Below are 13,443 nucleotides of genomic sequence, written 5' to 3'. Positions count from 1 at the left end.
ATAATTAATTGGATATTTTTTATAAATCGCTAAAAGCCTTATTTTTCTGAACTAATAACAGGGAGAAATTCAAATTTTTCGATTTGTGACTTCAACCAAGCAGTAAATAAATCTGTCAAAATTTGACGGGATAGTTTATTATCTAGCTCTGGTTGAATGATTTCCTCAACTAATATTAAATGTATCCCTTTAGAAGTAACTATGGGTTTAAGAAGTTGAGGAGGTTTAGCAGCAAAGACGGCAGCAGAAATTTCTGGCTTTAAATCTTTACGGTACAATTTCCCCCGATAACCTAATTTACGGCGTAATTCCTTATCTTCAATGTATTTGTGAGCCACCTCATAAAAACTAATTTCACCTTCCTGGATGGCATAAAACAGTTCTAGAGACAAATCTTCATCATCTAAAATAACTTCATAGAGCAAGACTGTAGCATAATCTAGTTGATGTTCAAAGAAATATTGTTCAACTTTATCTCCAAACAAATGAGCAGCTAATTTTCCAGAGATAACAGTGTTGTAAACTAATTCTTCAAAATTATCGAGAGATAAGCTATGTTTTTCTAACCACGCCCAAGTATCATCAGCATTATTAAGTTTTTGAGCTAATCTTATTTGGTCTGCTGTTTGCTGAAGTTCTTCGGTTTCTACTTTGATGCCAGCTTTATCTACCGCATCTTTGATAATTTGAAGAGTAATAATATCTTCAATGATCTCAGGAATTTTGCAGGATAATTTCACCTGATTTAGAATATCTTCGGAAGTAATTGTAAGAGGTTGTGACATGATAATCTCCTAAATAAAAGAATTAAAACTTAACAAACAAATAAAAGGCGATCGCGATTTTTTTTACAATTTAACATCTCCTTGCTGCAACTTTTTAAATGGATCGAGTAGAAAATCAATAATTCGCCGCTGGCGCACAATCACTTCAGCTGTTGCTGTATCTCCAGGACGCAAGGAAATACACTTATTTGCAGAAGGAATACAATTCTGTTTTAAGGCAATATCTAAGTTATAAGCTGCCACTTTTCCATTAGGAGTATCTATCTCTGTAGTAGTAGGAGAAATTTTGATTAATTCCCCTGATATAACCCCATAATCTTGAAAAGGATAAGCATCAAATTTTAGTTTAACTGGTAATCCTGTCTGCAAAGAACCACTTTCTGTGGTTGCCATTTGTGCGCGAATTATTAAAGGCGAATTGAGCGATGCGATTTCCGCCACCATTGTTCCAGGCTGCACCACAGAACCAGATTTTTCAATCGGCAGATGAAATAATATACCACTGGTGGTAGCTCTGATTTCTCGTTGGCTTAACTGAAATCTTAATGCTAAAATTTGTCTTTTACTTTGGGCAATTTCTGATTGTAATGAAGTAATATCAGTTTCTAAACTTTTCTGCTGTTCTCCAATTTTTAGCACGGCTAGCTGGCCAGAACGAGTCAAAGTTTCATAACTCCTTTCTTGTTCTTTTAATCGCAATCTAGCCTGTTCTATATCTGCATTAGTTTGGCGGATACTGCGCTCGTAACTACTCTGTTGTTCTGCCAAAGTTAATTTAGCTTGTTCAATATCTGACTTGCTTTGTTCATATATTTTTTGCTTTTCTTGAGCTATATCTTCCTTTTCTACAACATTAATTTCTGGAACTACCCCTTCTTGTTTGAGTTTGCTATAGCGTTCAACCTCTCGCTGAGTACTTATCAAACTACTCTCGGCTAACTTACTATTAGTTTTACTATGTTCGAGAGCTTTCTGTGCTTGATTAACTTGAGCTAATTTTTCTTCTTTTTGCAATTCATAAGCATTTTTTAGAGCATCAACATTTTGACTGGCTTGAGCAATTTGCGTCTGCTTTTCTAACTGTTGAGATTGATTTTGTTGTTGTTGAGTCGCCAAAGACACAAGCAATTGATTTTTAGATGAACTTAACTGAGCAAGTCGGTTTAATTGTCCCTCTAATTTATCCTGCGCCTGCTGCAAATCTGATTTGACTAGTTCTGATTCTAATACCAATAAAGTCTGTCCAGGCTTTACTGTATCGCCTTCTTTAACTCGAATTTCGGCAACAGTTCCAGCCACAGCAGCATCGAGCTTAATTGTCTTTTCTTTAGGCTCAGTTCGTCCTCTAGCTGTACCAGTTTCATCGACCTTAAATAGCATTGTCCAAGGTAATACTATAGACACAAATATAACTAAGAAATATAGCAATCCTCTTGTCCAAACCTGGGGGAAGCTATCAAGTGATTCCTTGGTAATGTCAGACCAATCATCAGTTGCAATTTCTGGAATTTGTGGTTCCAAAGTTTCCCTGTCAAATATTTCTTCTGGTATTGAGTTCGTTACTCGTCCATTTAATATACTATTAGGCATAATTATTTTGAGATAGATTTTTCAAGTGGGTAATTTATCAACCATTAATTAGCAATCAAATTTATGGTTTTAGAGTTTATGCTGCCACCTGTAACTGCTGTTGATTGAGATAGAAATAATGTCCCCGTTTAGCCATCAATTCTTCATGATTTCCGCTCTCAATTAACACACCCCGGTCTAGTACTAAAATTAAATCGGCATTGCGGATTGTAGAAAGACGATGGGCAATTACTAAAGTGGTTCTTCCCCTAAGAATTGTATTAAAGTTTTGCTGGATAATTCTTTCTGATTCGGTGTCTAAATGAGAAGTCGCTTCATCTAAAACTAATAACTGAGGATTACCTAATAAAGCCCTGGCAATAGCGATTCTTTGTCTTTGTCCGCCAGATAATAATCCTCCACCTTCACCAATTTGGGTTTCATATCCCATTGGTAACTTTTTAATAAATTCGTCAGCACCCGCTAGTTTTGCCGCCTGGATTACCTCTTCTAAACTCGACCCAGGATGTCCTAAGCTAATATTTTCTCGAATTGTGCCGCCAAACAAAAAGGTATCTTGGTCAACTACTCCAACTTGCTGACGCAAGGAACTTAAGGAAATACTGGTAATATCTTGTCCATCAATTAAAATTTTGCCGTCTGTTGGCGGATACAATCCTAAAACCAATTTAGAAATCGTAGTTTTTCCAGAACCGCTACGTCCTACGAGTGCTACCATTTGCCCTGGTTTAATTTCAAAGCTGAGATTCTCTAAAATATTTATATCGCTGTCTGAATGATAGCGAAATGTCACTTTTTCAAAACGAATATTGCCTTTAATTTTTGGTAGATTTTGTCGTGGCTGATGGTGTAAATCTTCTTCGGGTTCTGCATCCAAGACATCATTAATACGTTCCATCGCTATCACGACTTCCTGGAACTGATTCCACAACACAGTTAAGCGTTGAAAGGGCGTAATAATATTACCCAATAGCATGTTAAATGCTACTAGTTGCCCAATAGTTAATTGGTTGTGAATTACTTGGTATGCGCCAAACCAGAGCAAACCTGTGGTCATCAGTGCTTGAATTGTGTTACTGAATATTTGTAATCGATTATTAATAACTTGTCCAGAAAAATTAGTTTTTACTTCTTTATTTAATAATTCTTCCCAATGCCAACGTACTGTTTGTTCTACAGCCGTTGCTTTGACTGTCCTCACACCGGTTAAGGCTTCAATTAAGTAACTACTTTCTTTGGCAACAGCGTTAAATATTTCTCGTGAAATTTTTTGTAAAAAAGGTGTGGCAACTAAGGCCAGTAAAGCAAAAGGTGGGATAATTAACAATGACAGCAACGCCATTTTCCAACTGTACCAAAACATTAATCCCACATAGATAAAGACGGTGAGTAAATCTAGCAGAATTGATAATGCTTCACCAGAAAGAAAGCGTTGAATTTTACGGTTTTCTTGGACGCGAGAGATAATATCTCCTACATAACGCGACTCGAAGAAATTCAAAGGCAATCGTAGGGTATGGCGAATAAACCCAACAATTAATGCTAAGTCTATGCGATTGGCTGTGTGGTCTAGGAGATATTGGCGCAACCCTGTCATTGCTACGCGAAACAGGTTAAACATCAACAACCCTATTCCCACAGCGGTCAAGGTGAGTTCCGATCGCTGCACCACTACGCGGTCTAAAATTAACTGGGTGAATAAAGGAGTAATTAATCCAAATATCTGAATAAATATTGAGGCAACAAATACCTCCAGCATCACCAAAGAATGAGGTTTCATCAACTCAAAGAACTGCCAAAAAGGCGTAGAACTCTCCTGAGTCTCTTTGAGCATGGCTGTCGGTTGCAACAGCAATGTGTAACCAGTCCAGCTGGCTTTAAATTCGGCGTGAGTCAGGGTGCGTTGACCGATCGCTGGATCGGCTACGATTACATGTTTGGCGGTAACTTCGTAGACGACAATGTAATGCTTGCCTTCCCAGTGAATGATGGCTGGTAAGCTTTGCTTGGCTAATTGCTTCAAACCAGCTTTTACCGGTCGTGTGGCAAAGCCCAAGCTTTCGGCCGCTACTAATAACCCGCGCAAAGATGCGCCATTGCGATCGACATTGGCGATATCTCGCAAGCGATTGACGCTAAAACGTTTCCCCCAATACCGAGATACCATCACCAAACAAGCTGCACCGCAGTCAGATCCACTCTGTTGGGCAAAAAACGGATAGCGCCGCGTCACTCGCTGCCATAAATGTCCCACTTGCTGAGTAGGATTCGGAAAATAGGCTTTGCTAATTTTCTTTCCCTGGGGCACATCGGCTGGTTGTGACAAAATATCTGTTTCAGAATGCGTATTTGTCTCAACTTTATTGGCAGCATTGCCTAATTCCACCTGTTCGGGATTGCGAGATAGTGCCCTAGCCCATAAATGCTCTCGAATTTGAGGATACTTAGCCATCAATGACCCCAGCACCTCACCTGGAATAAAACACAGTTGTAAATTTACTGAGGCTCTGGCTGCATAAGGCTGAAATTGTGTATCTGGGAATAAAGTAAATTCCCCGAATGAGTCTCCCGGCTCTAAAGTGGCGATTAATTCGTCGGCGCTATCGAGCAATCTTACTTTGCCAGCGATCGCAATATATACACCCGGTTCAACGTCAGTTCCTTGCCAAAATTTACCGACTTTCGGGTTACTTTCTTTAAATTGTGGCAGATATCCTTCAAATTCTTCTTTAGAGAGAGAATGTCCCAGAATATTGTTGAGTTGTTGCAGAGAAACCAAGTGATTGGATATGTTGTGCGCCATTATTTGAATCTTTTGATAATTTTGCAAAGTTAATAGGTAATAATTCGGAATCTTCCGCATTAGTTACCGATTTGAGGTCACCAATCAAAATTTTGTTACCTTGATGCTCGTTGCTGCTGGCTTCGGTGTTGTTTGCTTTTGGCCTTGTGGATAACCCCATTTGTTTGAGCAGTCGCTTGAGATGGCGATCGCTCAATTCAATCCCAAATTCTTTTGCCAAATGTTTCGCCAGCCAGTTTGCTGTCCAGCGCCGAAAAGAATAGCCATAATCTCGCGGACTATTTCTCATCAGTTCTTGCAAACGTTCTAAATACTCGTCATTTATTGCCTTCGGGCGACCAATCGGGCAATCTTGCCATTGATGCGCCATTCCTGTCTTCGCTATGTGCGTCCAATGTCTTGCTGTTGCTGGACAACACCCCAAAATTTGACAAATCTGGGTTTGAGTTTTTCCCTCATCTGCCAACAACATAATTTCAATCCGTTGTCGATAAGATTCCGGTAAATCTTTCTGTAAATTCACTACCAGTAATTTTCGCTGGAATGATGTTAAATACTTACCGACATTTACGTCTGCATACTTTGTTTGAACTTTCCTGTCACAGTCAGACATATAAGTAAAATCGCTTAATTTGTATACACGCCAATATCTGATTCTTAATGCTTCTTTAGTCGTATATCTCTAGACTTAAGTAGAAATTACTAGAGATATTCCAGAAACGAATTTTTGTTGTATCTGTAATACTTATTACGATTTGCATTTTATTTTATGCAAAAATTTTAATTTTCCAAAGTAATATTTTTTACAGTACTTGTTGGTTTGTTGCTTTTTATGGATAGATTAAGCTACAAACCGTATTTGTGAATTCCGAAAATCTTTTTGTAAAGATAAATGAAATTACTCTGGACACATAAAAAATAAGTCATAGCCGAATTCCTCGAACAAGAGACTTTCAAGCCTCTTGGAATCAGGGTTTGACGAGCAGTTTATGTTTTCAACTATGCTTCAACTGCTATCTAGCAAAAGACTCTTTACTCGGTGAAAAGCCTTTTGGTGTCTCAGTTTTATCATCTCTTGATGCTATCAATCGTGAAAACTCCAATCGTGCGATCGCTTACCCTCACCTTAGCAAAAAATATGTATAAAAAATTACCCTATAAGTAGAGAACAGAATAAAGGCGTAGGGTGCAGTTGCTGACGAATTATCTTTACATGCGTAACCGCATTTCTTTGGAGATGATTTTCCGGGGTTTGTACCATTTCAGCGTTGCCTACGACAAAGGTAACGCTGATGACCCGATTAAGTACTTTGCTGCAAAAGAGAATCAAGATTTATACTAAGTTGCAATCAGATATAGTATTTCTCCCCCTGCTCCCCCTGCCTCCCCTGCTCCCCCTGCCTGCCAAAACTAATATTTTTGAACGCAACTAGGTATTAGGAGTGGTTAGAGCGCTCCGAAAGCCAGTCTCAAAGCTGGATTTAGCTCTTTTTCCTGCACCATTTTGACAAAAGTGCAATTACCTTAACCTCTCACCGATGCTCTGAGACTGCGTTGCGCGGGTTTGCCAGTCAATGCTAGTAACTTTTAGTATGAAGCTTTGACTGTATACACGCTAAGGATAAATGGATAGTCATGTGGAAAATTTTATTTCTTCATTACATCTCTTGATTAGGATGCTGTTTTTACGGGGTTCCATAGTAGATTCCCTTACCGTTAGTGCCAATAAAGACTAGTCCGAATTGCTGCCAGCTAGCCTCCATTACATTAGGGTCGTTACCGATGGTCTTGTGTGGAGTGTCGATATTTGTCCATGTTTCTCCTCTGTCTAGAGAGCGAAAAATTCCTGATGCTCCATTACCTGTGCTGTTGATTTTGCCATATAAATACAGGGCTGGAATTTTGCTTTTCGTCTGTGGCTTACCAAGCGCATACAAATAAGCTCTGTCCACTTTGGTAATTTTGGTAAAGTTCGCACCGCCATCCGTTGAGCGATAAAGTCCGTTTGAATTGAGACTAAGCCAGAGTTCGCCATTTATCCCTGGAACCGTTTTCAGCATAGACCAATTTTCCGAAGGTAATGATGAGTTCACGATGCTAAAGGATGCGCCCCCATTGTTACTACGGTATAACTTGCCGCGGCTGTAGTAGTAAAAAGTGTTGCCATTTACTTTGTCAGCCGCTAATGGTTGACCCCAGTACCACGGGCCTTTTGGGCCGTTGGGTAATCCTGATACTTTGCCCCAAGAAAATCCGCCATTAGTTGTGCGGATAGGCTGGCCTTGGTCGATAATTGCGACAAACAAATTTGAGTTGGTTGCTGACATGGCTACGCGCAACGGTATTGTGTTTTGCGGAAATGACAAAAATTTCCTCCACGTCAAACCCCCATCTGTCGAAGTTGCTCCTGTATATGTATTGTTCCATCGGTTTCCACCAACACGCACCATTCGTGAAGGATTGCTTTCGCTGTAGGCAAGGCTGTAGGTGTCCTGAAACCGGGGACTATTTTCACCGCCAAACTGCTTACAAGGATAAGCATCTAGTCGTTTGCTGTGGTTAAATCCATCTACATCAGCAACGCCGCTCAACAACAAAGATCCACTTGGAGGTGAGGCTAAAGCGAAGCTAACTACCTCTTCATGTCCTTTTTGATAGTTTGACCAGATAGAAGGCTCGGCGTTAATATTGTCTGTTTGCCATATTCCAAACCAGTCTGTTAACCAAGCTCTGCCGGGAGTTTTCGGGTCAAATTCAATGGCTGAGGTTGCTGAGGCAAAATACGAGTCGGGCCACCAAGGCACTTGAGGTTTCAAGATATGCTTTTTCTTTTGCCATGTAGCTCCACCATTCGTAGATTGAAATACTCCACAATTATTGGTTTTGCAAGCATATTGGGGATAAACAATTAAAACGCGATTGGGGTTATTTGGATCTACAGCTAAGGCATTGAATTTATTTTCTATACCTATATTAGTTGGCGTGATATTACTCCAGACGTTGTTTGTATATTTACTCACACCTGATGCGTGCGTTACATACAGAACACCGTTAGTAGCGATCGCCATTCGATTCACTTTTGATGGACTTCCTGGTATTTTGCTCCAGCTAATACCCGTATTAGTGGATTTGTATATCCCGTCTCCATAAGCATTGGCATAGACCAAACCAGAAACATTTTTGTTAAATACAATACCTGTAATTCCAATATTTACTTGAGGTTTTCCAGCAAAGGAGGTAACTTTATTCCATGTCGCACCAGCATCTAAAGACTTCCATAACCCATTCAACCGCGAGCCAAAGAAAATAACATGGGAATTGAAAGGATTGACAGCAAGTCTTTCTCCTAGCCAACGTTGAGTTTCGTTGCCACCCATCGGCAAGTCTATTTTCAACTTAGTCCAACTTTGACCGCGATCGCTAGATTTAAAAATTGTTCCCAATCCAGCCCAACTAGCAGTGTATTTGCCTGCTGCTATGTAGACTATGTTTGAGTTGTTTGGGTCAAGTGCTAGGGCTTCTCCCCCATAGTAATTGCTCTGTTCTAGTCCAAAGTGGTCTATTAAAGGAATCCATTCCTTATCTACTGGATTCCAACGATAAAAGCCACCAATGTCAGTTCTGATGTAGACAAGATCGCGCTGTTGTGGATGCAAATAAACACCTGTAACATAACCACCCCCCCCGATAGCGACATGAGTCCAGCGATAGCTTGATGTGGCGCTGCAAGTGAGCTTAGAGGGTGTAACCACAATAGTCAACGCAATAATTATAGCCGTACAGGTTGTTTTCCGGAACGGCATCCAGAAAAAGCGATCGCTCATACGAGTAAAAGGAAATAGAGAATCGGCAACTCTTAACAGGGAGTACTTATAGTGAATTCTGCTGTAACTACTGCTAATTAACTACAACCAAGTGGATAGCTTAGTGGATAGCTTAGTGGATAATTTTATTCCGCTCCATAGGATACTGTCTGCATCAGTGCAATCTTAGCCATTAGGTAGTTTTTTTATCACTGCTTAAGCAAGATACTGTACTGAAGTGTTGCAAATCAAGTCTGAAGTTACAAATGTATAATTCTGGGAGTAAATTCAGGCGATCGCAAAACTGAGTGTAAGCTATTTAATTCAGCCAGTAATCGACTTTAGAGGATTTTAATGACTAATTATATAGAAATCTCTGAACGCTCTGGCAAAACAGTAGCAAACCGAAAACGTTGGCAACCTTACTTACTTCTAGGTCTAGCTACCAATGTAGTTTTTTGGGTTTTAGCCTTTCTTTATCTCAAAATTACGCCACCAACATATAGCAGTCAATCAGCTATTAATTTACCTGGGGTCGGTTCAAACGCCGATGTAAATTTACCAGGTATTGGTCAAGCTTCTTATGAAAATTCATCTCCATATTCTTCTAGTTCTTCTCAAGATCCCAGAGAAAATTATAAGTTTATTGCTGAAAGCGAACCTGTATTGAAAGCAGCAGCAGCTCAACTTAACATGTCTTTAGGAGAGTTTGGTAGTCCGCGGCTGAAAGTAGTAGATAATACTACGATTATGACAGTTGAGTTTAAGGGTGCAAGTCCTGAAGAAGCTAGAAATAAATCATTAGCTTTTTACAAAGCTCTTCAAACCAGACTTAATCAACTGAGAAGTCAAGAAGCTGTTAGACGAGACGCAGGTTTCCAAGTAGCTCTTGACTCTTCGCAGAAAAAATTGCAAGATGCACAAACGAAACTTTCTAATTACAAAGCGCGTTCGGGTTTAAACTCTGAAGAGCAAATTAAGGATCTAACAAACAATATTGAACAGCTACGCAGACAAAGATCTGAAATAATAGCTCAACAACAGCAAGCTAGTAGTCGTCTAAAACAATTGTCGGCTAATTTAAAATTATCTGCTGGGCAAGCGACAGATGCTTTTGCTCTGCAAACAGATCAAATATTTCAGCAGAACTTAAAAAACTATAGTGAATCTAGCGCTGCTCTGACTGTTCTAGAATCGAAATTTTTACCTAATCATCCGACGGTAGTTGCAGAGAAAGCTAAACGAAATGCTGTTGAGTCAGCCTTGCTAGCTCGGAGTCAGTCTATTCTAGGGCGACCGGTCAGTTTGTCAAGCTTAGCGCAACTAAATCTTAATAATACTAATTCCGGTACTGCTTCTCGTGAAACTCTTTTCCAAGAACTAATTACAGTTCAGGTAGACCAAAAAGGACTCACAACTCAAGCTCAAGCAATAAATCAACAGATAGTTCAGCTGGAAAATAGACTGAAAAAACTTGCACAGCAAGAGTCTAATTTGGATGCCCTCAAAAGAGATATGCAAGTTGCCGAAGCAGTTTTTTCATCTACTTTGGCCAGATTGGATCTTGGTAAGTCGAATGCTTTCGGTTCCTACCCACTAATTCAAATTATTGCAGAACCTAGTTTATCTGATAGCCCTACTGCACCAAAAAAAGCATATGTTTATCTAGGTGCGGCTGCTGGCTCCGTTTTTTCAACTATTGGAATAACGTTACTTTGGCTGCGCGATCGCAAACGTCATAATTCTGATGTAATTAGAACTAAAACTAAAGCTATCGAACGTTAAAAAAATATTTAATAAATCAAATATTAGCTTCTATTAGAAATACTTGAAATTAGAAATTGGATGAAGCCTCAAAACTTAGAAGAAAAAGTAGTTTGGTATTGCTTAATAGGAACATATGGTTTTTATTTTTTGGGAGCGTGTTACTTTACAATATCTATAATTGCATGGTTGCTAACGCTTTACTTGTGTAAAAAACTTTGGAAGCAAACTGAATATACAGCAACTGAAGACAAAATAACCATTCCCCTTAGTGTATGGGTATGGATTATTTCTATGTTAGTCATAGAAGTTGCTTTAGTTATGGGTCATGTAGATTTTGATTTAGGAATACCTAAAATAATTACCTCCTCGATAAATTGGGCAAGAAATTGGGCTTATCTAGCGTTATTTCCCCTTATTGGTTGCCTTAATATCCGCCCCCAATTACTTTACCGAGGAGTATGTATTGTTGGCTTGCAAAGTCTAATTATAATTCCCATTTTTTACATAGCACATGCAATACATCTGCCAAATGTTTTATATAGTTCTCCACTGCAATTAATAGGAGGTAATGATGTCATATTTTACAGTGTAAAACTCTATGGATTTGAAGAAGGCAATGTCAATCAAATTCGCTTATCGTTATTTGCACCTTGGCCTCCTGCATTAGGATTAGTAGGCTGTATCTATTTTTTGCTTTCATCTCAAGAAAATAACAAAAAGTGGCGGTTGATTGGCATGATTGCTTCTGCCGCTATGATTGTATCTTCAGTCTCGCGCTTAGGTATTTTGTGCCTTGTTACTGTTCCAGTAATAACTTGGATTTTAGTAAATTTTATTGAACCTAAAGTACAACTTACAGCAGGGGTAGTCAGCCTATTTACAGGTATGTTTGCTCCCATTATTATCGATTCTCTAGCAATATTCAAACAACAGTTCTCAGAAGCGAGGGCTGATTCTTCTAAGCTTAGAGAAGTTTTAGGTCGTATGGCTTTAGAAGGTTGGAAAGAAGCTCCTATATGGGGTCATGGAATTATTGCTCCCCGCGGAATATTATTTACAAAATTTATGCCAATAGGCACTCATCACACTTGGTTTGGTCTTCTATATGAAAAGGGAGCGGTAGGTTTAGTTGCATTAGCATTTCCCTTGTTATGGAGCTTTATGGATTTACTGTATAAAGCCTATAAAAACCAAACTGCCAAGGTAGCTTTAGGTGTACTCGTAGTTTTATTTTTATTTACTTTTGGCGAAAAAATAGAAGGCTTAGTTTACCTTTATTGGCCTGGCTTGATAATAATGGGTATTGCATTTAAACAAAAAGTTTAGTTTAGCAACGGTGTAGTGTAATTAATTTTGTTTGTTCAATAACTTAACAAGTAACTAAATTAAATGCTAATTAATAAGTTAAAACAACAACTTTCAGGTCAATATATTCGTAATGTTGGTTGGTTAGGAGGAGCAGAGTTAGTAAATCGTGTTTTTCGGCTGGGGACAACAATTACTTTAGCTCGGTTATTAAGTCCTTATGATTACGGGTTGGTAGCAGTCGTTCTCACGACTAATGAATTTGCCACCGTTTTTACCCTGAAAGCTGGGATCGGGTCTAAGATTGTTCAGGCTGATGAACAAGAGGTGAAAGTTGTATGTGATACATCGTACTGGCTCAATTGGATTCTATGCGGTTCAATTTTTGCTATTCAGTGTATTGCTGCCTTTCCAATTGCTTTGTTTTATGGAAATAATCAGCTTATTTTTCCCATCTGTGTTGCGGCTCTCGTCTACTTAATGTTCCCGATTTTCATGATTCAGTCTGCACTGATTCAAAGAGAAAATCGATTAAATGTGACAGCTTTATGTAATGTTATCCAATCGTTAATTAGTAATATTTCAACAATAGGTTTAGCTCTATTAGGATTTGGGATGTGGGCTGTAGTTTTACCCATAGTCTTATCAACTCCAGTATGGATAGTTATTAGTTATATGAATCATTCGTGGCGACCTCCTAAATCTTTTAAACTTGAGCGATGGCAAGAGATTACAAATTTTGGTAAAGATATACTTGGCGTTGAATTACTCAATAAACTGAGAGCTAATATAGATTATTTACTTATTGGACGTTTTCTAGGAATTCATGCATTAGGAATATACTATTTTGCCTTTAATGCTGGGTTAGGAATCAGTTTGAACGTCATGAGTGCAGTTACTTCAGCTTTATTTCCTTATCTTTGTGAGGTTCGTGGAAACTTCAAGCAATTAAAGGAGCGATACTTTAGTAGTCTCAAATCAACTGCTAGCTTTACAGTTCCACTCATTCTCCTACAGTCGAGCTTGGCACCGTTTTATGTGCCTATAATTTTCGGGCAAAAATGGGTTACAGCAATTCCGATCTTGATTCTTATCTGTCTTTCAGCTTTACCGCTTACTATTTATAATCCCACTTATTTACTACTCAATGCTATAGGTAAAACCCATATAAATCTATACTGGAATCTGATTTATACTGTATTATTTGCGATTTCCTTATTAGTAGCCGTACAATGGGGAATATTTTGGGTTGCCGTAACAGTACTTATTTGCCAGATAGTAGCGCAGCCTGCATTTAGCATTTGGTCTATTAGATATTTCTTTAGGCAAAAATCATCTTTCTTAGTTGTAAATAAACCATAGAGATAATTGCATTTAACGTTAAACTACG

8 protein-coding genes and 1 pseudogene are annotated in these 13,443 nt (G+C 38.8%); 4 read left to right on the top strand and 5 right to left on the bottom strand.

Annotated elements, in window-relative coordinates; genetic code table 11:
• Positions 1–38: 38 nt before the first annotated feature.
• From NSTC745_RS34555 to NSTC745_RS34540, 4 genes are all read right to left on the bottom strand, one after another.
• The gene (locus NSTC745_RS34555) at positions 39–785 is read right to left on the bottom strand and encodes a peptidylprolyl isomerase (protein ID WP_445635060.1); all 747 of its coding nucleotides are present in this window, start codon (positions 783–785) and stop codon (positions 39–41) included.
• A gap of 63 nt (positions 786–848) precedes the next feature.
• Positions 849–2,375, bottom strand: a complete 1,527-nt coding sequence (locus NSTC745_RS34550; RefSeq protein WP_445635059.1) for an HlyD family efflux transporter periplasmic adaptor subunit — start codon at positions 2,373–2,375, stop codon at positions 849–851.
• 76 nt (positions 2,376–2,451) lie between these two features.
• A complete protein-coding gene (locus NSTC745_RS34545; protein WP_445635058.1) occupies positions 2,452–5,178 on the bottom strand; it encodes a peptidase domain-containing ABC transporter in 2,727 nt (908 codons plus the stop codon).
• The gene (locus NSTC745_RS34540; protein WP_445635057.1) at positions 5,105–5,791 is read right to left on the bottom strand and encodes a helix-turn-helix domain-containing protein; all 687 of its coding nucleotides are present in this window, start codon (positions 5,789–5,791) and stop codon (positions 5,105–5,107) included. The genes NSTC745_RS34545 and NSTC745_RS34540 overlap by 74 nt, the downstream gene beginning before the upstream one ends.
• Before the next feature lie 575 nt (positions 5,792–6,366).
• Here NSTC745_RS34540 and NSTC745_RS34535 point away from each other — a divergent pair.
• Positions 6,367–6,514, top strand: a pseudogene (locus NSTC745_RS34535) (IS4 family transposase); the annotation flags it as partial.
• A 349-nt stretch (positions 6,515–6,863) separates the two neighbouring features.
• Here the strand turns inward: NSTC745_RS34535 and NSTC745_RS34530 are convergent.
• Positions 6,864–8,930, bottom strand: coding sequence for a WD40/YVTN/BNR-like repeat-containing protein (locus NSTC745_RS34530; protein ID WP_445635056.1), 2,067 nt, complete (start codon positions 8,928–8,930; stop codon positions 6,864–6,866).
• A 405-nt stretch (positions 8,931–9,335) separates the two neighbouring features.
• On the opposite strand from NSTC745_RS34530, the gene NSTC745_RS34525 reads away from it, so the two are divergent.
• The 3 genes from NSTC745_RS34525 (at position 9,336) to NSTC745_RS34515 (ending at position 13,415) form a co-directional block, all read left to right on the top strand.
• Entirely contained in the window at positions 9,336–10,766 is a 1,431-nt protein-coding gene (locus NSTC745_RS34525) for a GumC family protein (protein WP_445635055.1), read from the top strand.
• Positions 10,767–10,826: 60 nt separating this feature from the next.
• Entirely contained in the window at positions 10,827–12,074 is a 1,248-nt protein-coding gene (locus tag NSTC745_RS34520) for an O-antigen ligase family protein (RefSeq protein WP_445635054.1), read from the top strand.
• Between the two features lie 63 nt (positions 12,075–12,137).
• The gene (locus tag NSTC745_RS34515) at positions 12,138–13,415 is read left to right on the top strand and encodes a lipopolysaccharide biosynthesis protein (protein ID WP_445635053.1); all 1,278 of its coding nucleotides are present in this window, start codon (positions 12,138–12,140) and stop codon (positions 13,413–13,415) included.
• The last annotated feature ends 28 nt before the right edge of the window (positions 13,416–13,443 follow it).

Source organism: Nostoc sp. DSM 114161, assembly GCF_052692665.1.
This window is presented reverse-complemented; position numbering and strand designations above follow the sequence as displayed.

What these genes read in the sequence shown, in the direction of transcription:
- NSTC745_RS34555 (WP_445635060.1), bottom strand. Translation starts at nt 785, where the DNA reads ATGTCACAACCTCTTACAATTACTTCCGAAGATATTCTAAATCAGGTG.
- NSTC745_RS34550 (WP_445635059.1), bottom strand. Translation starts at nt 2,375, where the DNA reads ATGCCTAATAGTATATTAAATGGACGAGTAACGAACTCAATACCAGAA.
- NSTC745_RS34545 (WP_445635058.1), bottom strand. Translation starts at nt 5,178, where the DNA reads ATGGCGCACAACATATCCAATCACTTGGTTTCTCTGCAACAACTCAAC.
- NSTC745_RS34540 (WP_445635057.1), bottom strand. Translation starts at nt 5,791, where the DNA reads ATGTCTGACTGTGACAGGAAAGTTCAAACAAAGTATGCAGACGTAAAT.
- NSTC745_RS34525 (WP_445635055.1), top strand. Translation starts at nt 9,336, where the DNA reads ATGACTAATTATATAGAAATCTCTGAACGCTCTGGCAAAACAGTAGCA.
- NSTC745_RS34520 (WP_445635054.1), top strand. Translation starts at nt 10,827, where the DNA reads ATGAAGCCTCAAAACTTAGAAGAAAAAGTAGTTTGGTATTGCTTAATA.
- NSTC745_RS34515 (WP_445635053.1), top strand. Translation starts at nt 12,138, where the DNA reads ATGCTAATTAATAAGTTAAAACAACAACTTTCAGGTCAATATATTCGT.